37 protein-coding genes are annotated in these 17,998 nt (G+C 34.9%); 1 reads left to right on the forward strand and 36 read right to left on the reverse strand.

Going from position 1 to position 17,998, the window contains the following annotated elements:
* Positions 1-7 precede the first annotated feature (7 nt).
* The 24 genes from F4V43_RS01795 to F4V43_RS01890 all read right to left on the reverse strand — a co-directional run bounded on the left by F4V43_RS01795 (position 8) and on the right by F4V43_RS01890 (position 9,056).
* Entirely contained in the window at positions 8-379 is a 372-nt protein-coding gene (locus tag F4V43_RS01795; RefSeq protein ID WP_150456534.1) for a hypothetical protein, read from the reverse strand.
* Complete coding sequence (locus F4V43_RS19565; protein WP_191089433.1) at positions 376-552, reverse strand: hypothetical protein; 177 nt, start codon at positions 550-552, stop codon at positions 376-378. The genes F4V43_RS01795 and F4V43_RS19565 overlap by 4 nt, the downstream gene beginning before the upstream one ends.
* Positions 552-731, reverse strand: coding sequence for a hypothetical protein (locus F4V43_RS01800; protein ID WP_150456535.1), 180 nt, complete (start codon positions 729-731; stop codon positions 552-554). The genes F4V43_RS19565 and F4V43_RS01800 overlap by 1 nt, the downstream gene beginning before the upstream one ends.
* A 34-nt stretch (positions 732-765) precedes the next feature.
* A complete protein-coding gene (locus F4V43_RS01805; RefSeq protein WP_150456536.1) occupies positions 766-966 on the reverse strand; it encodes a hypothetical protein in 201 nt (66 codons plus the stop codon).
* On the reverse strand, positions 966-1,145 hold the full coding sequence (locus tag F4V43_RS01810; protein WP_150456537.1) for a hypothetical protein: 180 nt from the start codon (positions 1,143-1,145) through the stop codon (positions 966-968). Before F4V43_RS01810 ends, F4V43_RS01805 begins: the two co-directional genes overlap by 1 nt.
* Before the next feature lie 11 nt (positions 1,146-1,156).
* Positions 1,157-1,609 (reverse strand): hypothetical protein, encoded by a 453-nt coding sequence (locus tag F4V43_RS01815; protein WP_150456538.1) that lies wholly within the window; start codon positions 1,607-1,609, stop codon positions 1,157-1,159.
* Between the two features lie 53 nt (positions 1,610-1,662).
* Positions 1,663-1,839: a hypothetical protein gene (locus F4V43_RS19570; protein WP_191089434.1), complete on the reverse strand. Its 177-nt coding sequence runs from the start codon at positions 1,837-1,839 to the stop codon at positions 1,663-1,665.
* A 69-nt stretch (positions 1,840-1,908) separates the two neighbouring features.
* Entirely contained in the window at positions 1,909-2,196 is a 288-nt protein-coding gene (locus F4V43_RS01820; protein ID WP_150456539.1) for a hypothetical protein, read from the reverse strand.
* 87 nt (positions 2,197-2,283) lie between these two features.
* Entirely contained in the window at positions 2,284-2,595 is a 312-nt protein-coding gene (locus F4V43_RS01825; protein WP_150456540.1) for a hypothetical protein, read from the reverse strand.
* A gap of 36 nt (positions 2,596-2,631) precedes the next feature.
* The gene (locus tag F4V43_RS01830) at positions 2,632-3,432 is read right to left on the reverse strand and encodes a DNA-methyltransferase (protein WP_223879745.1); all 801 of its coding nucleotides are present in this window, start codon (positions 3,430-3,432) and stop codon (positions 2,632-2,634) included.
* A gap of 40 nt (positions 3,433-3,472) precedes the next feature.
* Positions 3,473-3,631 carry a hypothetical protein gene (locus tag F4V43_RS19575; RefSeq protein WP_191089435.1) on the reverse strand — a complete coding sequence of 53 codons (159 nt, stop codon included), beginning with the start codon at positions 3,629-3,631 and terminating at the stop codon, positions 3,473-3,475.
* Entirely contained in the window at positions 3,628-3,867 is a 240-nt protein-coding gene (locus F4V43_RS19785) for a hypothetical protein (RefSeq protein ID WP_223879746.1), read from the reverse strand. The genes F4V43_RS19575 and F4V43_RS19785 overlap by 4 nt, the downstream gene beginning before the upstream one ends.
* Before the next feature lie 5 nt (positions 3,868-3,872).
* Positions 3,873-4,094, reverse strand: a complete 222-nt coding sequence (locus tag F4V43_RS01835) for a hypothetical protein (RefSeq protein ID WP_150456541.1) — start codon at positions 4,092-4,094, stop codon at positions 3,873-3,875.
* Positions 4,095-4,147: 53 nt separating this feature from the next.
* On the reverse strand, positions 4,148-5,599 hold the full coding sequence (locus F4V43_RS01840; protein ID WP_223879772.1) for a DHH family phosphoesterase: 1,452 nt from the start codon (positions 5,597-5,599) through the stop codon (positions 4,148-4,150).
* Positions 5,565-5,792: a hypothetical protein gene (locus F4V43_RS01845; protein WP_150456543.1), complete on the reverse strand. Its 228-nt coding sequence runs from the start codon at positions 5,790-5,792 to the stop codon at positions 5,565-5,567. Before F4V43_RS01845 ends, F4V43_RS01840 begins: the two co-directional genes overlap by 35 nt.
* 400 nt (positions 5,793-6,192) lie before the next feature.
* On the reverse strand, positions 6,193-6,483 hold the full coding sequence (locus F4V43_RS01850; RefSeq protein WP_150456544.1) for a hypothetical protein: 291 nt from the start codon (positions 6,481-6,483) through the stop codon (positions 6,193-6,195).
* A gap of 48 nt (positions 6,484-6,531) precedes the next feature.
* Complete coding sequence (locus F4V43_RS01855; protein WP_150456545.1) at positions 6,532-6,783, reverse strand: hypothetical protein; 252 nt, start codon at positions 6,781-6,783, stop codon at positions 6,532-6,534.
* A gap of 31 nt (positions 6,784-6,814) precedes the next feature.
* A complete protein-coding gene (locus F4V43_RS01860; protein ID WP_150456546.1) occupies positions 6,815-7,012 on the reverse strand; it encodes a hypothetical protein in 198 nt (65 codons plus the stop codon).
* 48 nt (positions 7,013-7,060) lie between these two features.
* On the reverse strand, positions 7,061-7,438 hold the full coding sequence (locus F4V43_RS01865) for a hypothetical protein (RefSeq protein WP_150456547.1): 378 nt from the start codon (positions 7,436-7,438) through the stop codon (positions 7,061-7,063).
* 51 nt (positions 7,439-7,489) lie between these two features.
* Positions 7,490-7,747, reverse strand: coding sequence for a hypothetical protein (locus F4V43_RS01870; protein ID WP_150456548.1), 258 nt, complete (start codon positions 7,745-7,747; stop codon positions 7,490-7,492).
* 42 nt (positions 7,748-7,789) lie between these two features.
* Positions 7,790-8,098, reverse strand: a complete 309-nt coding sequence (locus F4V43_RS01875) for a hypothetical protein (protein WP_150456549.1) — start codon at positions 8,096-8,098, stop codon at positions 7,790-7,792.
* On the reverse strand, positions 8,089-8,295 hold the full coding sequence (locus tag F4V43_RS01880) for a hypothetical protein (protein WP_150456550.1): 207 nt from the start codon (positions 8,293-8,295) through the stop codon (positions 8,089-8,091). The genes F4V43_RS01875 and F4V43_RS01880 overlap by 10 nt, the downstream gene beginning before the upstream one ends.
* A 38-nt stretch (positions 8,296-8,333) precedes the next feature.
* Positions 8,334-8,696: a hypothetical protein gene (locus F4V43_RS01885; protein WP_150456551.1), complete on the reverse strand. Its 363-nt coding sequence runs from the start codon at positions 8,694-8,696 to the stop codon at positions 8,334-8,336.
* Positions 8,697-8,786: 90 nt separating this feature from the next.
* Positions 8,787-9,056, reverse strand: a complete 270-nt coding sequence (locus F4V43_RS01890; RefSeq protein WP_150456552.1) for a hypothetical protein — start codon at positions 9,054-9,056, stop codon at positions 8,787-8,789.
* A gap of 130 nt (positions 9,057-9,186) precedes the next feature.
* Here F4V43_RS01890 and F4V43_RS01895 point away from each other — a divergent pair, with 130 nt between their 5' ends.
* The gene (locus F4V43_RS01895; protein ID WP_150456553.1) at positions 9,187-9,381 is read left to right on the forward strand and encodes a hypothetical protein; all 195 of its coding nucleotides are present in this window, start codon (positions 9,187-9,189) and stop codon (positions 9,379-9,381) included.
* 111 nt (positions 9,382-9,492) lie between these two features.
* Here the strand turns inward: F4V43_RS01895 and F4V43_RS01900 are convergent, their stop codons facing one another.
* From F4V43_RS01900 to F4V43_RS01950, 12 genes are all read right to left on the reverse strand, one after another.
* Positions 9,493-10,572, reverse strand: coding sequence for a toprim domain-containing protein (locus tag F4V43_RS01900; protein ID WP_223879747.1), 1,080 nt, complete (start codon positions 10,570-10,572; stop codon positions 9,493-9,495).
* A gap of 2 nt (positions 10,573-10,574) precedes the next feature.
* On the reverse strand, positions 10,575-11,405 hold the full coding sequence (locus F4V43_RS01905) for a hypothetical protein (protein WP_150456554.1): 831 nt from the start codon (positions 11,403-11,405) through the stop codon (positions 10,575-10,577).
* Between the two features lie 10 nt (positions 11,406-11,415).
* On the reverse strand, positions 11,416-12,834 hold the full coding sequence (locus F4V43_RS01910; RefSeq protein WP_223879748.1) for a replication protein: 1,419 nt from the start codon (positions 12,832-12,834) through the stop codon (positions 11,416-11,418).
* Between the two features lie 94 nt (positions 12,835-12,928).
* A complete protein-coding gene (locus tag F4V43_RS01915; RefSeq protein ID WP_150456556.1) occupies positions 12,929-13,513 on the reverse strand; it encodes a hypothetical protein in 585 nt (194 codons plus the stop codon).
* A 14-nt stretch (positions 13,514-13,527) separates the two neighbouring features.
* Positions 13,528-13,851 (reverse strand): hypothetical protein, encoded by a 324-nt coding sequence (locus tag F4V43_RS01920; RefSeq protein WP_150456557.1) that lies wholly within the window; start codon positions 13,849-13,851, stop codon positions 13,528-13,530.
* A gap of 109 nt (positions 13,852-13,960) precedes the next feature.
* Entirely contained in the window at positions 13,961-14,578 is a 618-nt protein-coding gene (locus F4V43_RS01925) for a hypothetical protein (protein WP_150456558.1), read from the reverse strand.
* A 41-nt stretch (positions 14,579-14,619) separates the two neighbouring features.
* Entirely contained in the window at positions 14,620-15,483 is an 864-nt protein-coding gene (locus F4V43_RS01930; RefSeq protein WP_191089436.1) for a hypothetical protein, read from the reverse strand.
* A 370-nt stretch (positions 15,484-15,853) separates the two neighbouring features.
* Complete coding sequence (locus F4V43_RS19580; RefSeq protein ID WP_191089437.1) at positions 15,854-15,997, reverse strand: hypothetical protein; 144 nt, start codon at positions 15,995-15,997, stop codon at positions 15,854-15,856.
* Between the two features lie 265 nt (positions 15,998-16,262).
* Positions 16,263-16,535, reverse strand: a complete 273-nt coding sequence (locus F4V43_RS01935) for a hypothetical protein (protein ID WP_150456559.1) — start codon at positions 16,533-16,535, stop codon at positions 16,263-16,265.
* A 10-nt stretch (positions 16,536-16,545) separates the two neighbouring features.
* A complete protein-coding gene (locus F4V43_RS01940; RefSeq protein WP_150456560.1) occupies positions 16,546-16,782 on the reverse strand; it encodes a hypothetical protein in 237 nt (78 codons plus the stop codon).
* Between the two features lie 12 nt (positions 16,783-16,794).
* Positions 16,795-17,196, reverse strand: coding sequence for a hypothetical protein (locus F4V43_RS01945; protein ID WP_150456561.1), 402 nt, complete (start codon positions 17,194-17,196; stop codon positions 16,795-16,797).
* Between the two features lie 434 nt (positions 17,197-17,630).
* Positions 17,631-17,954: a hypothetical protein gene (locus F4V43_RS01950; RefSeq protein ID WP_150456562.1), complete on the reverse strand. Its 324-nt coding sequence runs from the start codon at positions 17,952-17,954 to the stop codon at positions 17,631-17,633.
* Positions 17,955-17,998 lie beyond the last annotated feature (44 nt).

Raw genomic sequence — 17,998 nt, forward strand, 5'->3', positions numbered from 1 at the left:
TAAGTGGTTATTCTATTCCGGCGTATTCTTTAATCTCAGTAATAGCAGCCATTATACCATCGGAATAATCTGGCTCATCTTTGGCATTTGCATCGTACATACTCAGTAGAATGTTTAAAATCTCATCAACATACCAATTGAATCGTTCGTTAACTCTGATTTCATATTCAGCGATAATAGCACTTGCATAGGCATTTGGCTTACTAAGTCCCGAAACTTCTTCATACACTCGTGGAACTTGGTCAAGCATAAACGAATAGTCATATAACACTCGTTGAATCTGGTCTAGGTTAAGAGTACCATCCTCTTTTGTACATATATCTTTCCATTCTTCATCCCAAACTTGTTGATGAGACCGATTTTCATATGGTTTAGTCATGCCTCCACCTCATACAATACCGAACATATCTCTCTGACCAATTCTGCCGTATCGCTCTTTGCTTCTTCACTATAGTTTTCATCATCCTTAACAGCATCAATCCAATCTTCAAGGTCATATTTAGCTGCTTCAAGAAGCTCTAAGATATTTTTCATTTGATCGACAATACCCACTAATATTCCTCCTCTACAGGTGGTTCAGGTTTGATTATATCTCTTACCGTTTCTAGTTCACTAATTCTTGCTTCCCATTCACATTTGACACGTTTGGATTCATTAGAGACCCTTACTAACTCTCTCCATCTATCAATCCTGTCATTAAGCATTGCAATGATTTCTTCTTTAGTGTCCATTTTCAAATCCTTTCCTAGTAAAATATATCGTTCCTCAAATTTCTAAAGAACTGATTGTCTCAATAACATCAACGTACATTCCAATTTCAGCATCAATACCTGCTACTCTTTCTAAAATATATTTGGAATGTTTAGCAACATCTCTGTCTTCAAGAGTAGATAATTCCCACCTCTTTTTTTCTTCCAGTTCAGTTATTCGAGCCTCGTACTTATCAATGGCTGCGTATTTATCCATTACGTGCCCACCTCATGAAGTGTCGATTCAATCTCTCCAATAAGCGATTTAGTATCTTCAATGGCGTTAGCATCAAAGCTCATGTCTTCATCAATAGCATCCATCCATTCTTGCAAATCGTCTTTAGCTGCCACTACCAGTCTGAGCAATTCTATTAATTGATCTACAATTCCCATCACTTAATCACCTCTTAAAACACCAGGATATAGAACATATACCCGAAGTAAGTAGTCCACACTAATCCACTTACCACAGAAAATAGTGTGATTCGTTTTGAATTTTCAACTATTGCCCGTCTAAGAATTAATTCATTTTCGTTCATTTTATTTATATTCTTTTTAAATGAGACAACAACAAACGATAAGACAAGGAATATGATTGCTCCAAGCGTAGGGACTTTATATACATCGTACCGGATTGCATTGATAAGATAGATTACTTCGGCTACTGCCAGAGCCACAGCAACAATCCATTGTAGACATCCGTTTTTAATAAACTCTTCATTGAGTTTTTCGTCATCAATTTTTTCTTGAGCTTTATCAATACTTAGTAACTCCAATCTTTTATTAGTCTCATAGAACATCGATCTTCCCAGGAGTCCTAAAAGGTTAATTACAAAAAACACTAGTGTCCAAAATATCATTTAAATGTCTCCTTATTATTTTTATTTTTGTAAATAACATTTTTCCATCCTAATCAGAATGATGTATTTAGCATCTTCTCCAGGTCTTCAATCACTTCTTGATTTTTATTAAATAATGCCGCTAGTCGGATACTCTGATGTTCAGAAGGGCGGTCTTCATCAATAATTCTGTTGATTTCTAGATTTTCATTTTCATACTTCTCAATTAACTCCAACAATTTATCGGCCATATTAAACCTCCTATTCAATTTGATAAAACCAATATGTCATAAAGACATTCTTTATAGAAATTTAATATATCAACTTTCTTCAATACCTTCGTTATTCAGTTCCTTGGCATAAGTGTGTATCCAACACTCGTAACATACTTCCTTGCCAATTAGTGCTTTTGGAAAAGGAAAAATTTTGCCCTCTTTATAAATATCTCTTGTCTTTTTGTTGCATACATCGCACTCATACCATACAATTTTGTCAGCGCTATAGTTTGGTGTAAACTCTACTTCCACCTCAAACTCTTTTTCACAACTTTCACATTCCCAATCAAATTTATTGTCATCTGGAAGCCCATCGCTTAAAGCATCAGACATATCATTCTCATATCCGCAGTATGGACACTTTACGGTATCGTAAATATTAATGCCTCCTTTCTTTATGAAACTTGTATTTGATCAAGATTATACTGGTTCATAAGTCGCTTCAAATATGTCAGGCTTGCAGGGATAAAACTCACCTGCAACCCCCTTTATAATCCAATCGCCAACATCCGCTCTCATAGTGCCTTCTAACGTTGGTATTTCAATAAATGTTAGACCATCTGGCTCTCCATTCGACTCCGTCCCCACTCTAACGAAGTGGTTATGAGCTGATACAAAATCAATAATTTCGAAATCGTTGTATTCTTTGTGAGTGCCATACTTGCATGGAATTTCTTTAATTACTTTAAATTGAATTGCCTCAATAACTACAGGCTTTTTACGAAACCTCATTGCTTACCTCCGCTTCTTGATAAAACGGTTCTTTTATCAGCACTCTACCTTCAAGTAAGGTTCTAGCCTTTCTTTGCAAATCACTATGTAATCTTCACTAATTTCAAATCCTATGTATTTTCTATTATTTAATAAAGCCATTTTTGCAACAGTACCACTTCCCATAAACGGATCCAGAACAACATCTCCTTCATTGCTCCAACTGATGATATGATCTTCTGCTAATTTCTCAGGGAAGATTGCTGGATGTTTGAAAGCTACTTTATCTAAAGTTGATTTTTGATGACCATTGGGAATTCTCCAGATATTGAATCTTACACCGAATTCCTTGAGAAGATTTTGTTTATTGTGTCTTACTTGCTCCCCATCTGTATTCCTATAGTGACCCTTTATGTGCTTTTTACCGTTGTACCATTTATTTTTTCTGTCTGAAATTAAATTGACTGTTCTGGGTTTCCCCTTAGATAAGATGAACATATACTCAAAAATTTGATAATAACGGTTTGTCTCAGGAAAACTTATACTATCTTTTTCATATATCATCGTGTCGTGCAGATTGAATCCAATTTCTTTGAAAAATAATGCTTGTTTAAATGATGTTCCTGTCTCACTACCTTTGTCCGTTTTATCTCCAACTACCCATACAACAATTCCTCCGTTCGCTGTTACTCTATATAATTCACGAGCAATCTCTTCAAAATCGAAGGAATATCCTTTGTAATTTCGCAAATCATCATACGGCGGCGAAGTGATTGTTAGCGGAATTGTATTACTAGGGATTTGCTTTAAACCTACTAAGCAATCCATAGAATAAATATTATTGTAATTTAAGGACAACTAATCTCTCCTCTCTATATTTTTTGATAAAAACTCAATTTCATCTTGTCGCTTCTCCTGATTCAACCTTCATCCACGCAGGAATCTCGTCGCTCACTTTGCCGCTTGCCACCTTGATCCACTTGACATCTTCTTCTGAATCTACTGTTGGACCAATATAGATATCCTTCTTTTCATTCATTTGCAATTCCTCATTCAAAATGTATGACATCCACGATGATATTTCTGTCCTTTGTACTTATAACGAGCGATAAATGTCTTAATAAGAATCAGATTATCATTCACGCGTTCCAAGACAATCACTCCCAAATCAGTCATCCATCTCAGTTTCCCTTTAACATTAGGAATGTTGGACACCTGTTTAACCAGGTATCCAACTTCAACATTACTTTCTAATGCTCTCATTCGAGCATGTTCGCTAACTTTGATTCTCATATGTATCACCGCTTATTTGCTACACGATCACGTTGCTTCTTATATTTTGTCAATGTAGCTCCCTTCTCTTCACTTGCTTTCGCTGGACGAATATACTGAAATGTCAGTCCATTCTTTGCACAATGGCGAATTGCTTCATTTTCAGCCTGAAGACGAACTTCTGGAAGATTGTCGATAATCACACTTACACCATTGTCACTTGTCGCTACGCCATAGAATTTAGTCATTATTTATTACTCCTTTAAATTTATTATTATATTTGTTGTCTAATCATATCTGTTTAAACTTCTCTTAAATCATCAATGAATAACTGCATAGTTTTAACTATTTTGAACTTTGGTTTATATTGCTTCCAATAGTTCATATTTAAAGTTCCAATTGCTTCAACTTCGGCAAATACAGGAACAGTATTAAAATAGTCTTCATTCGTTTTGAATTTCATTAACTGAATACTGTCACAATCAATCTTAACTGTATTCAATTGTTTCCCCATGAGTTTTTTATCTGAGACGAATAATCCCTTGAGAAGAAACTTTCCAGGTTTAAAGTCTTTACCGGAAATCCGGTAGAACTCGTTGAGATAGAGAATCATCTTTTCATTGATCTCTGAAACATCAAATTCCAAGTCATAATAAAGGGAATCGTCAGGAATGAAGTCTGCCAATTTTTCATTTAGTTCCTGTATTAATAACTCCAGTTTAGTCTTACTTAACTGAACTCCGCCAGCCCCACTATGACCAGCCACAAAAGTAGTATTATCGCAACTTTCCAATAACTCTAACATTGAAAAGTCTTCTAAACCACGAAAACTACCCGCGTATGTATCTTCGCCATCTCCATAACCTAAAACAATCGCAGGACAATTATAAGCACTAACCAGGTCGGCAGCCGCCAATCCATTAATTCCTTTACCAAGTTCGGGATTAACAATGACTACAACCTTATCGCCTTCATTAGCCAAAGTTTTATGGTATTTAATTGCTTCAGACTGAATTTCTTTCCGCTTCTCATTTCCTGATACAAGTCGCTTTGACAATTCAAGTATCTCTTCGTCGCTTCCCTCACACAACATGAAGTCAATAGCTAATTGAATATTGTCTGCTCTTGTTGCTGCTGTAACTGCCGGTGATACCCCGAACAAGAAATCTGTAGAACTAAGATTATTCACATCGAAGTTCATTAGCGTGAACAATTGTTTTAGCCCTCTATGATGCAGTCCCTTTAACGATTGCTTTGCAAAATATCTGTTTTCTAGTTCCATCATAGACATGACATCGGCCAATAGAGCAAGTCCGGGCAAATCGTCAAACTCGTTTGAGTAATATGTATTCATGCATTCATCAATCACTTGGCACACCTTATATGTCAACAGCCCACCACAAGCATTTTTATTTGGATATTCATCTCCCTCTTGTTGAGGGTTAACTAAGATTGCATATGGATTATTAACTGTAACTGTATGATGATCTATGATTAAGCAGTCCATTCCTCGTTCCGTTAATGTTTTCATGGACTCAATGTCATTTGAGGAACTGTCAACTGCGATGAAGAGTTTAGTCTGCGTTGGAATTTGGTCTAGCAAATTGTTAATGTTGTGACCTGTTGAACGTTCATTGCAGATATAATATACGTCATTAGTGAAATTTTTTAGATATTTATACATAATCACCAACGATGTTACTCCGTCAAAATCTGAACTAATCAGGATCTCCAGAGATTGTAATTGCCTCACGGTTACGAATTGCAAGAATGATTCGTTGTGCTAATGCGTCAATATTTTTGAGAAGATATGAGTTACAAATTACATTTGACAGTGGATTTAAAAACTGATCAATGTTTGTGATACCATTAAGTTTAGCTAGTTTTGTGTATGTATTATCATAATGGTCAAGGGGAATCTTTGGTGTTCGTTGCTTCCAATTCATTGTTTTTATCACAACCTTTATCGAATACTGATCTTACAATTCACCGGAATATCAATCTTATCGTATGTATCAATGGCCTTAAGAAACTTAAATGTCTGAGCCTTGCTTTCTCTTCCTGTTGTCTTGTTGATGATTCGGATACTAACTTTACGATTCATTCCGATCACTCTCCAAATTAAGATTCGATAACCTCAAATGATACGATGTGGTTAATATTGATACTCAGGTTGCCATTGGTTAGCCATGTTATTTGACGTGCTTCACGCTTCAAGAAGTATTGTCTTAATTCATCAATTACTTGCCCTTCCATCGTCCAGTTTTGACCATTAACCATTGTTACTTTCGCTTTTATATTTGTTCACCTCCTCAATATGATGAAAGATAAGTTTTATCAGTATTTTTACTTATTGATTAGATGGTCAGCAACTCGCGCTTTTGGAAGTCTCATAACTACAAAGGCACCAAAGTCAGACAATGCGCTCTCTCCTTTAATGGCATCCTCAGGGATTAAAACTTCGGTATTAATGCGGAAGTAACCCTTGTATTTACCTGATTTTGCTGGGGAATATGTTTTTAGTTGTCCAGAGAATGGAGCGAGTACTAAAATACTATCGTCATATTTATCTTTTATCTGTCCCGCTAATTCGGTAACCGTTTCTTTATTAACATCAAATATTACATCTCTACTCATTCAATCAAGTCTCCCTTATTTTTTTAAATAATCAATATATAGCTCCCTTTAATATTGTTCAACATATGTATGTTCTGGCTTAACACTCCACCATCTAGCTTCATCACCAGCCACAATCTGATACTCCCCATCATACATCTCTGCCAGACGACCACTATCATTCCAGACTGTAATAAAGAAATCCTCTTTATCTACGAAATCAATGTTTGTTTCTACTGCATATTCTTTGTCTTTTGTAAGACCCCAACTTTGATGATCTTCTGCAGTATATTTAACTACAGTGAATTCTTTTTGTAGCATTAATTATTTTCCTTTCCTCATAAAAGAATTTCTATCGTAAATCAAAATATTTAATATTGCCGAAGGTCGAATCCGTAGTAGAAAATATTCCTTGCGAATCCTTTCTGGCAAATTTGACTTCTGCCCAACCATAACCGCTCTTATCCAAATCAACAGCATATAAATGCCATGATTGCCCAAGTTTTAGTTCTTCTCTTCCTCGTTCTTCAAGCCTTTGCCATAAGTTCATTAGTTTCACCTTTCCTTATAAAAGTATGTATTTATCATGTTTTTGTTTTTAAGCACTCACAATAGGAAAATGAATTCCATTCACAACAAATGATCCTACCGAATAATAGTATCCACCATTCCCCGCATCTGCGGTCATTTCGGCTAGAGCGATTGGATTTTGATTATGTAACAAGGTAACTCTTACTTTATTAATGATAGTATCATCATCTGGGATATTAACCTGTTCTCCAATTTCGACTCTGGTAATAGCGGCATCCAGTTTAACATTACTAAATTGTCCATATGCTCCTGCACAACAATCATATTCACTTTCTTCAAGAGTAACGATTGTTCCATCGTCCAAAACGAGCTTGTTCTCATTCCATTCTACAATTCGCTTATAAAGCAAGTGCTTTTCAATATCCTTTAAATCGCCATAGTTCATTTTTAGTCTCCTTTTCAATTTATAAAATTTCTTCGTAAAACTCTTATTTGATTAAAACTCATATCCAAATCCATCTTTAGCTTTCTTGAATTCAGTTTCCAGTTTTAACTTCGTTTGAGTCAGTACATTGATTAAATCATCGATCCAATATGAGCTGAAAGAATCTATTTCAAACCAACATTCGTCATCTTCGGAATAAATGTTAATAACAACATGTCTATCTATCTCCCTTCCTCTTTTGGTAAATCTCACTCCAAACTGCGAACCACCAATATCTAGATCCGACTCTTCTAAATGTTCATTATCCAACTTCTATCTCTCCTCTTTTCACATAATGATAAAATTCTAATTTTATACCTCAACAACATCTTGCCACTTAGCCCAATAATCCCATTCAAGACCCGCTTCTTTAGGGGTTCTCAGTTTCATTTTTTCTTCGTCTATCACAACTACAACTTTCTTGAGAATTTCGTATTCATCAAAGTCATCAGAACTACTTACCAATTCAACATAACTGTCATCGGTTACTCCATCGCCCATTACCCTATCTTTCGCAAATTCGTAAATTCCCTCTGCTTCTTCTAGACTGTCAAATTCAGGACTTTCCCAATACTCTGTATGTATACGATATTTTTTGATTTCTTCCTCAGTTAGTCCCATTTGTACCATCTTCCTTCTTGTTTTTGATTCATATTTTTCACAACTGACTGTTTAATGTCATCGCTTGCTCCGTTCATTGATCCATAATCAAAGCCAGTAACAAACATCTGTTTCGCAACTTCCTTGCTATATTCAGGGATATTTTGCGCTTCAATGAGTATCATAAATTGCTCAATGCACTGTTCCTTGTAAGTCATTTATCTCTCTCCTTTCCCATAAAACACAAATTTCATTATCAACTTTGTCCTTCTAGTTTCTTAATTTGTTGTTCTTCATATTCAATCATTTTCTTAGCAATCTTCAATAATCGCTTACGATATTCTAGGTGCTTCGAATCATTCCCCCACCCGATAATATCCATTGAATTTTGATATGTGATAAACATTCTGGGGTCATCAGCATGATTTGATTTTGCTACAATTACGTTATTGCAATGATTCCCAATGCCAAATGAATTAACGTTGCTAATTTCAATTGAGTTTAGAGATCTTCGATATCCCCTCATTCCCTCACAAATTTTATCTACAAATTCCTTTGGGTTAGCTTTGATTTGGCTAAATTCATCATTCAGAACAGTAATTGTTGTCATGTACCCCATTATTATTCTCCTTTCTTATTTAACGGTAAATTTTTATTCATTATTTTTGCTTTAGTTAATTCCATTTTCAGATCATTTTGCGTTTATGTATTACTTATACCACTGCAACTTACACATTAACGGAAATCCGTATAATTCTTTTCCAATGTCGTTTATAATGTAGACTTCACCATTTAAGAAAGACACATAAGGATTCTCATCATAAAACTTTCTTTTGACTTCATACATCTTATTCAGCGTAATGTCCAAATTCACCCCCACGAACATTTTAAGTTGCTCAATGATAATCACAAAACTTGCCTCTTCTTCTTTATCTGTAAATTCTAATGATGATCCTTGAGTCTTGGTTTCGCTTTTCATGAGATTAACTCCTTTCCTTTACATAGATTATATTATTATATTTGCACTAATAAAGCAAGCACTTCTTTTTTATTATTGTGTGTATCTAAAATGTAAAATGGTAACACTATTAAATAGGGAGGTGAAAAAGATGTTCGTTGACTGGAACGGGGAAGATTGGATGAGAATTGTTCCTAAGTATGTAGTTGAAGAAGTACCGGCCATTGATGGTAGCACAGAATATAGAATTTGCCGACTAAACGATAAAAAATATTCAAGAGAGTCTTGGGGTAGTGCCATTCAAGCTCAAAATGCAAGATTATTGGGCGAGTATAGCTTTGATTAAAGAAAGAGGAGGCTTATGCCTCCTTCTTCACTTTTGATAAAAACTATATTTCCTCAGCTTTTAACAACTATATGTAGTAGTCATTAATGTAATATTTACTACATATAGTATTTAGCTTGGTATCTTGTATCGATTTTCGCTATATAAGCGGAAAAATACTACCTCACCCTTGTCACATGGACTATCTTTGTCCTGTAATAAGTTATTTTGATCCCATAGAGCATACACATTTCTTGTTTTGCCGAATTTGGAGGCTTGCTTAACTATATCCTCTTTTCGTTTATCTTTATCCAACGCAATAACAATATCTATTTCGTTCCCCAATTCACGAATCAAATTAACTTGCCACTCACTCAGGTCGTCTCCACTTATAGCTACACAATTTCGATAACCATATTGTGATGACATCCAGCAGCTCTTTTCGCCTTCAAATATGATGATTTCTTTTTTTTCTAGGATATAATAAACGGCTCTATGCCAGTTATAGAGTTCAACCATCTTATTGAAGTTGTAGAGGTACATGAACTTATAGATGTCTCGCGCTTCATAATCATCATGAATAGTTCGTCCTTTAACAGAGATAATCTCACCATAACGATTATGTATAGGGAAAATGATTCGCTGCGATTTAATATCGTATCCTATTTGAAATTCAACTTGAGTTAAATAGTCTACTCCCTCATCTAAATACTTCTGGTGAGGGAACATTACATATTGTTCAAGTATTTCTTCGTCGTATACCTCATTATCAATCTCAGGCAGCTCTCTTCGCTTTTTACGCTGCTTCTTAACCTCTTTGAGCCATTTCAAGTGGTTATGTGAAGGAGTTGAAATATGCGCGCTGTTTAGGAATTCAGAATAAGATAATTTCTCGCATATCCATCTTTTCGCCTTAAACAGACTTTTGTTTCTTTCGTCTTCTGAGTACAAATCAAAAACAATATAAGTAACGAGACCATAAATATCTAAGTCAGATTCGCCAAATGAACGAATCCGACTTGATAATGATTCATTAATATAGACCTGAACTGAGCGCTTGTTTGGTGAATTGAACTTTGATGGTAGTTGGGCTTCGTACCGATTATGTTTTTTCTGTATGTGTTCACATTCCATAAGTTCAAGCAGTTCACCAATCCGCTCTTCTTCCAATATTCTAATTTTTATTTCTTTTAAATCATTTCCATTCTGCAAATCTATCCCACCCTAATAGGTACGGTGAACTTCTCTGGAGTTACTACTCTATTCAAAATAACTGTGTGAATTAACTTGTAATCCATAGTTTCTTTTGCTAACTGTCCAAAGTGACTCTCTTTCATTAAATAAGATAACCGATAGCTATCATATACGCTGAATACCAATGTTTTGTCTGGTTTTTTCCATTTCGGATCATGTTTTACCTTTGGTCTCACTTTAAACTTCTCCCAAAAAACACTCTGCGCATAATTAACTTCGTCGATAGAGAAACGAGTTACTGATAATTCATAAAACGAATTCTTATTTTTACCTTTTGGATAATTATGATAACCGTCATCTAACATCCATATGGTTAACGAATTGTGATTTAATAATTTCAAAGTATCAATAATGTTTAGTTCATAATACTCATTTAAACAAGACATTGATTTGGTCGTGAATAAGTACTGATTTTGTCTATTTTTACTATCTTGCTCTTTACTTCTGTCCACGAAATATAGTTCATCATGGTTGCATAAGTTTTTGATTAATTGCAGCTTCGCATAAGCATAGTTTTTCTGATCTTCGCAATGAGATACGGATAACAAAGTTAAACTATTTTTCTTCTGAAGACACCCATCGCCTAGTATGCTTCCGATAACTAAGTCTTTTTGTAAATATGTAAGTTGGTTATGCTGCTCTCTCATTTGTGGAGTTACCCCAAATAATAACAACTTGTTTCTTACAGTTGTTGCTGCTACTCCATATATCTCAGCAATTCGATAAGATGATAATTGATCTATTACATAATGCTTATATAATTGCTCTTTCTCAATCTTAAATTCTCTCAATTAACCACTCCTAAAACTGTGAATTAGATTTCTTACCCATTTGAGAATAACAAACCTCTCTAAACGAATTAATTCCGTAGTTGACTTCATAAATGATCTGCTCGGATGTATCACCCGACCTATTTTTACATATGAATATAATTAAATATGTCTTATCTGGATCGAGTTTATATTCTTTTTTATGCCACTTTCCGTCAAAGTCGCTTTTTTCCCAATTATAACAAAACAACTCTTCTTTTTTCCCAGGGTATTCATCTGCAAACAATAATCTTCCCATCAATACAGTAGACGCCACCTCGACAATTTCAAGAGACTTGCCAATAGCACTCATATCTAAATATCTGTACTCTTTACCGATTTTCAACTGTACTGTTGCAAGCATCCCTACGTTATTAGCTTCTGGCTTGATGCAATCAAATATAGCCTGAGCGTCATTGCTGAATGCTTCCCATCTAGCCATTTCAGATGAAGAACTGGCTTTAAAAGTGTCTAAACCGGCATAGCCATATCCGAGTGGCCTCATCATCTGTATGCGGCTTATTACGTCTTCTGCCCTGTATTTTTTAAGATCATAAAACTTAATAATATCCTTTGGTTTTTGCTCAAGCCATTCCTTTGCGGCATTTAGTCTTTCAATTGTTTTTTCATCGAAATTCCCCTCAATTAGTTTCTCTCTATTAATCGGCTTATTTAGAACCTTAGAAGCTATGGTTGCCAAAGTAAGGTTTCTTGTCTTCCAGACATTCTCTTCGTTTGCATAAACCATCCCTTTTTCGTTGTTCTCCAGCAGGGCAAGGATGAATTTTTCCATAAATATTGAACTCTTACCAATGCCCGAACTGAGGATTAAGTAGATTAATTCACCTCTGCGCCAACCTTTAATCTTTTTACTTAGTCTTGGAGAATCGTGTAGAGGTAATCCCATCGCTTCCCCCTGATTCATTTTATCAATGGCTGTATCTAGATTATCTAATAAATCATATTCCACTACTTCTCCACAATTAATATGAGAGAAAATCTGGCTAGTCTTAAATTGAAAAAAGGACTGCATTTGCTTGAGCGTCATCTTAGTTAATTTAGTCACTAATTCCTTATTGCTAACATCAACTAAACTTTCAGATTGAAACTTTCGCAAACTTTCATATTTTTGAATTTCAGAAAAATGATATTCATCATTACCCTTATCTTTTTGGCACTCCTCCTTAACTTCTTCAATCGAGTTGTACCCCCCATATTGATTGTAGTAATCAAAGTAAGATTTCCTTCCCACTTCAACTGGTCGTGAGGTTAAGAATGAATATGTAGTAGTATCATCAAATGTTCTTATGCTATTCTCGTACATTTCTTTCCCTATGTAATAAAAATACCACCAAATTCCCTCAGTAAAAGTGTCTTTAGTGATTTCATGATTCCTGTATTTTTCGTACAATGGTGGAGTGCTCCATAAGTACCCCACAAAAAGAGACTCGTGGATTTTCGATGGTTTAACAAACTCTTCTATATATTCGATTTTTTAATCCCCCTTACAAGAATGCCGATATATCTAACTCATCGCGGTTTTTATTTTTATTTTTATTTTTAAGTGAATTGTCGCCCCTTGTGCTGATTGTCTGATCTTGCGTTGTTGATTTTAAAGTCTGTATCTCTCGTTCTTTTTTTCTTATTCGTCTATCATTTGCTTCATTCAGCTTATCAATCATAATACTAATCCCATAATTGATAGCCTTTGTATCTTTGCTTCCATCTAACTTATTAACAATGCACCATTTGATACTGTCTTCTGCCAATAAATAAGCGTCAAGCATAAGTGAGTAATCTGGCCCTGACCGCCACTGTCTAACCTTCTTGCCTTCTTTAACTAAGTAGCCCGCCCTCAGATCTTTCAATCTGTTAATGTTGCCTTTAGGAAGAATGATGATGTCATGCAGCTTAATAATATACTGATATAAAGCATCCCACTGTTCAACCTCAATCTTAGTTTCTTCCTTCTCTTTTAGATATTTTCCGTGGCAATATTCCTTATGATAGTACCGCTTATCATCTCTTATCATATCTGCTTTATGCCCATGTTGCTCGCAGATAGGACATTTCAACAAACGTTCAGCCAACAAGTTCACCTCCTTTATAAAGCATTCGCAATTTCAATATCCATCCTGTCGAGTAACGCTTGAATATTTTTACGATTGATCCTGGATACACTCAAATCATCCTCTATCTTCCCAATCATTTCTCGTAACTCTAAAAATGTTTCTCTGTTTGCTTCAAGTTCTAGCTCATAAGCCGATAAATCGCTTTCTGCTCTAATATATTCGCGTTCCGATTCCTTAATAATTTGTTCGACCATTTTACCTGCTTCAAATCCAATATGTATCTTTATTAGAGAAATCAAATCATCATTATCAATAATCAGTTCAGTGTGTCCATTTGGTAGCTGAATTAACTCCATGATTTCGCCTCTCTATGGTTAATGAAATACCTCTTTCATGAGGTTTTATACACTATATATTGATAATATAATAGATATAACTACTATATGTTGTATGCAAATCAGAAAATTATTTATTTCCATTCGCCTCTTCTTCATTTATCAGTACTTCTGCAAAAATGGGAGCTACAACTTCACAAAATGCAATTGCTTGACGATCTCCTATGTATTCAACATCTAGATATGCAAAATAATCTCCGCAAAACACCTCATTCAGATATGTACTGTTATAAAGTTGGCTATAAAAGTAATCCTGAGACATTTCGCCTTCAGATTCAAGACCGATCAGTTCGTCATAAGCATCCCTCATTTTAGTTGATAGATCAGAGTATTTATATTTATCCTCAGTCATATAATAATAGTCACGTTTCTTTTCTCGATAATATTCAAACAAATCTTTCTTAATTTGCTTTACCGTCTTTTCTACGTCTACCCTATCTGCTCGATCTCGATCATGGATCTTATCATACAAATAACCTTTGCCTTCACCATACTTGCAAATTCGAATAAGCAAATCTTTAAAGTTTTCATTTTCGTTCATTCGCCAACTATAATTAAAGTTTCCACAATCACTAATTACATTTAAATCACCATTATTAATTGTGATGGTTGCCCATTGGCATCGATGACTATCAATCCTTAGTCGATAAACCTCTGACACATCTTTAGTAACACTATATTTACTCAATAAACTTTTCTCCACTTCTTAATAAATTGAGGGTTTCATCGTTATTCAAAAGGATTTGTATCGTCCTCTTCTTCGTCTATGTATTCACTCATATCCTCTTCATCAAATACTTTATCGATCACTTCAGTAATCCAGTCGATAGTAAACTCAAAACTTGGATTTTTCTCTTGTTGTCGTCTAATTGCTTCAATAACCATTTTAAACAGTGAAAGGTCAACGCCTGTAAGTTGCTCTTCAAGTACATTTGCATCATTAAGGTCAAGTTGTCCACATTGCAAAATCATCTTTAAATATTGACCAGCATTGATGCTCCAACCTCGTTGAATGAATTTTCGTGAACGAACTACTGATGCAAGTGGATATTTGGAACCAACATATTTTAGTTCTTTTGTGAGGATGGATTCGAGTGCTTTTTGAGGAAGCACCAGTTCGTTTTTATGGGGGATATAGTAGCATGTACAGTGTGAAAAATCGTAATTCTCATGGATTTCTTCGGGTTTCCCATAAAATCTTATTACTAGTTGTACGCTATTTGATAGCGAGATAGCATTTGAGGATAGAAATACTGGTTTATATCCATCTTTATATTTATCTTTTGCTACTCCCGCACTTGGAACGAAAACGCGGATTCTTCCGTCTACATCCTGGACTTCAACTCCATATTTTCTCTTCGTACTTTTGTTGAACTTTTTAACGAAATACTCTGCAACAGTTTGACATGCTTCTTTAGTGGTAAAGTAGTAATCGTAATCATTCGGATCTTCGTTCTGAAGCAGTGACACAATCGCCCCACCAGTAATAAACGATTGTTCATTAATAAGTTTAGATATCTTTTCATCGTCAATTGAAGCGATGAATTTTCTATGTGCGTCTTGCAACTTTCTTTTAACCATTTTAGCGTTCAATTATCCCTTCACCTCATATGTATTATTATTTTTACTTATTAACGCTCTCATACAATCCACAAATACAATAACTAAAGAATTTATCTAATCGTTGCTTCGCCTCTTCTCCGCATCTGCAATTTTTAAATTCTTGCTCTTCACGATCATAATCTCCAAGCTCAATACCTAAACCGATCAGATGGTCTATGTCTTCTGGTCTCGCTGCAATCTATCCTGTTTTCATAATAGCACCTATTTTCATATTTGTATATAATTATTTTTGTTTTAATTAGTAGCATGAAATCGGGCTTTCATGTGCTTTTAGTGTTAAAAAAGTTCAGTTTTTATAAGGTTTTTAAAAGCTAATATCAAGTATTATACAACAAAATACTTATTCCTCGTCATCCGACAACATTACATTGATTCTTGACAATAAAACTCGACTAATTTGTATAGCTTCTTTACCTTTTTGGATGAAAACATAATCGCCATCGTAATCAATGTTAGTTACATTAAGGTTGTTCAACTCAATCATCTATACTCCTCCTTTCTGTAGCATAATTTCGTAACGTGTATTAATCCTCAAGCCGATTTACTGACTCCATTTCATTTCCGCAGCAGCGTTGTGTTTTGTCATGTGGGCCGAAAGGGAGAACATGGCCGCAAGACTTGCACTGTTAAGCATTTCCCCATCTACGAATAAAGTCGTTAACCATTAATTGCTTGTGTACATTAACTTCTGATTTCATATTCAATCGCTCCTTCGCTATATCCGCCTAGTATACACTTTCTTAATCAAATCAAGCCTTTATGAAATTATTAGCATCGTAACGTGCAGCTTCCAGGTTCGTTCCAACAAAATCCTTATCATAGACCGTGTAATTTCTTTCAAATTGAATATCTGACCATTTATATAGCAATATTGGTTCTGTAAAGCGTGCTACCCACTCTCCGTTACTGGTTACACTCCTGAAGACATGGTTCCCCTTTTTTGATCTTCTGTGTAAATAAAACTCACCAGTACTCTTCTCCATTACTAAATCAACTCTTATCGTATACATCACCCTCTCCATCCAGCGTTAACTACCTAATTATTACAGGCCACTTAGCCCAATTATCCATTGTTGTAGTCTTTACAACCTTGTCCTCTCCCGTTTCAATCCCATTTACAACTTTCTTATAAGTGACCTCACCAATAGCTAGATGAACAACCTTGCGAATATTTTTCCCATCAGAATAGTAATTTCCCGTAGCCAAATTCCCTCGCTTAAATCCAACACCTATTTCGAGATTCATTTTCCATCTCCGTTCTTTCTTCATGAAAGTAAACTTTCATTTATTTTTATTCTCATAATACTGTACAAGTGCTTTGAACTTTTCTAAGTTAACTCCAGCCAAGGCCTTTTCAATATCCTTGATATTCTCCTTCAACGATATATCATTGACTTCAAAATTACCGCTAATCATTTCATATTCTTTTTTTGTCAACAAGTCGCCCGGTTTTGCCTCGCCATCTCCCCACCAAGCCCACATAATCGTCTTGCCCTTGTGCTCACCTTCTAGAATCTTAAAACATACTTCTGATCCATCAATATAATTAACCTTCAGTCGTGTGTACTGAGGAAGTGTACCGAGTGGCAAATGAGCATCATAGTTATCTACTTCCCATACTTCTTCACCATCTTTCGACGTAAAAAGAGTCTGACCTTCTTTAATTTCATCATATGACTTCATTATTTTATTCCTCCTAATATTCTTAATAAAAGAAAGATTTCATCTTCTTATTCAAACAAAGCTTTGTATAACGCAACTTTGCCAGATAAATCTGAAGTAACTCTTATAAGATCTTGGTCCATTTTGCCTTATAAATATAAGCTAGAATTATCTCCATATCTTCAGGGGCGATACTAATTTTCATTTTGAACCTCCATTTCCATGTTGAAGCAAAGTTACATAAGCTTAATCATCAAGATAGGTTTCAGAAATTGTTTCATCATCAAGCTTCAATTCAATTACGGTATACGATTTTGATCCGTATGATACACTCTCTCTTCTTGTATTGATGCTCAGATTTTCTTTAATGTAATTTCTAATGAAAGACTTCAATTCCTGTGGACTCATAAATCACCACTCCTCAATTTCTTGATCAAAGGAAAATTTCATCAAATTCATTTTTGTATTGACTTTGTATTTTGACTAACTTTCCAAAACAGTTCATTAGCAACCTTGCCGCACTTTTCAAAGTGGCTTTTTGCCATTGATTTTAGTGTAATAGTGTAATCATCTTTTTTATCTTGGTCAAAAAACCATACCCAAGCAACATATCTATCATATTCAGATGCAATGATCTGAATTTTATCTATAAATTCATTCTTAACTCTTTTACCGTTCTCCATTATTACATTTGAGTTAGTCTGCTTGCATCCCTTTGATGAATAAATTAGTTCAGATCCATTTTCCCCAACAAGTATAGAGACTCTATGTACCATCATATTCTTTTCACCTCCATTCATTATGAAATGCCACTTTTATCGGT

The sequence above is a fragment of the Paenibacillus spiritus genome, from assembly GCF_008710135.1.
GTDB classification, from domain to species: domain Bacteria; phylum Bacillota; class Bacilli; order Paenibacillales; family Paenibacillaceae; genus Paenibacillus_AQ; species Paenibacillus_AQ glufosinatiresistens.

What these genes read in the sequence shown, in the direction of transcription:
- F4V43_RS01895 (WP_150456553.1), top strand. Translation starts at nt 9,187, where the DNA reads ATGTTCGTTGACTGGAACGGGGAAGATTGGATGAGAATTGTTCCTAAG.
- F4V43_RS01805 (WP_150456536.1), bottom strand. Translation starts at nt 966, where the DNA reads ATGGATAAATACGCAGCCATTGATAAGTACGAGGCTCGAATAACTGAA.
- F4V43_RS01860 (WP_150456546.1), bottom strand. Translation starts at nt 7,012, where the DNA reads ATGAACTTATGGCAAAGGCTTGAAGAACGAGGAAGAGAAGAACTAAAA.
- F4V43_RS01935 (WP_150456559.1), bottom strand. Translation starts at nt 16,535, where the DNA reads ATGGAGAGGGTGATGTATACGATAAGAGTTGATTTAGTAATGGAGAAG.
- F4V43_RS01920 (WP_150456557.1), bottom strand. Translation starts at nt 13,851, where the DNA reads ATGGAGTTAATTCAGCTACCAAATGGACACACTGAACTGATTATTGAT.
- F4V43_RS19570 (WP_191089434.1), bottom strand. Translation starts at nt 1,839, where the DNA reads ATGGCCGATAAATTGTTGGAGTTAATTGAGAAGTATGAAAATGAAAAT.
- F4V43_RS01795 (WP_150456534.1), bottom strand. Translation starts at nt 379, where the DNA reads ATGACTAAACCATATGAAAATCGGTCTCATCAACAAGTTTGGGATGAA.
- F4V43_RS01875 (WP_150456549.1), bottom strand. Translation starts at nt 8,098, where the DNA reads ATGGGACTAACTGAGGAAGAAATCAAAAAATATCGTATACATACAGAG.
- F4V43_RS01865 (WP_150456547.1), bottom strand. Translation starts at nt 7,438, where the DNA reads ATGAACTATGGCGATTTAAAGGATATTGAAAAGCACTTGCTTTATAAG.
- F4V43_RS19580 (WP_191089437.1), bottom strand. Translation starts at nt 15,997, where the DNA reads ATGATTGAGTTGAACAACCTTAATGTAACTAACATTGATTACGATGGC.
- F4V43_RS01855 (WP_150456545.1), bottom strand. Translation starts at nt 6,783, where the DNA reads ATGCTACAAAAAGAATTCACTGTAGTTAAATATACTGCAGAAGATCAT.
- F4V43_RS01835 (WP_150456541.1), bottom strand. Translation starts at nt 4,094, where the DNA reads ATGACTAAATTCTATGGCGTAGCGACAAGTGACAATGGTGTAAGTGTG.
- F4V43_RS01800 (WP_150456535.1), bottom strand. Translation starts at nt 731, where the DNA reads ATGGACACTAAAGAAGAAATCATTGCAATGCTTAATGACAGGATTGAT.
- F4V43_RS01820 (WP_150456539.1), bottom strand. Translation starts at nt 2,196, where the DNA reads ATGTCTGATGCTTTAAGCGATGGGCTTCCAGATGACAATAAATTTGAT.
- F4V43_RS01880 (WP_150456550.1), bottom strand. Translation starts at nt 8,295, where the DNA reads ATGACTTACAAGGAACAGTGCATTGAGCAATTTATGATACTCATTGAA.
- F4V43_RS19785 (WP_223879746.1), bottom strand. Translation starts at nt 3,867, where the DNA reads ATGAGAATCAAAGTTAGCGAACATGCTCGAATGAGAGCATTAGAAAGT.
- F4V43_RS01945 (WP_150456561.1), bottom strand. Translation starts at nt 17,196, where the DNA reads ATGAAGTCATATGATGAAATTAAAGAAGGTCAGACTCTTTTTACGTCG.
- F4V43_RS01950 (WP_150456562.1), bottom strand. Translation starts at nt 17,954, where the DNA reads ATGATGGTACATAGAGTCTCTATACTTGTTGGGGAAAATGGATCTGAA.
- F4V43_RS01940 (WP_150456560.1), bottom strand. Translation starts at nt 16,782, where the DNA reads ATGAAGAAAGAACGGAGATGGAAAATGAATCTCGAAATAGGTGTTGGA.
- F4V43_RS01815 (WP_150456538.1), bottom strand. Translation starts at nt 1,609, where the DNA reads ATGATATTTTGGACACTAGTGTTTTTTGTAATTAACCTTTTAGGACTC.
- F4V43_RS01845 (WP_150456543.1), bottom strand. Translation starts at nt 5,792, where the DNA reads ATGAATTGGAAGCAACGAACACCAAAGATTCCCCTTGACCATTATGAT.
- F4V43_RS01850 (WP_150456544.1), bottom strand. Translation starts at nt 6,483, where the DNA reads ATGAGTAGAGATGTAATATTTGATGTTAATAAAGAAACGGTTACCGAA.
- F4V43_RS01885 (WP_150456551.1), bottom strand. Translation starts at nt 8,696, where the DNA reads ATGGGGTACATGACAACAATTACTGTTCTGAATGATGAATTTAGCCAA.
- F4V43_RS01825 (WP_150456540.1), bottom strand. Translation starts at nt 2,595, where the DNA reads ATGAGGTTTCGTAAAAAGCCTGTAGTTATTGAGGCAATTCAATTTAAA.
- F4V43_RS01890 (WP_150456552.1), bottom strand. Translation starts at nt 9,056, where the DNA reads ATGAAAAGCGAAACCAAGACTCAAGGATCATCATTAGAATTTACAGAT.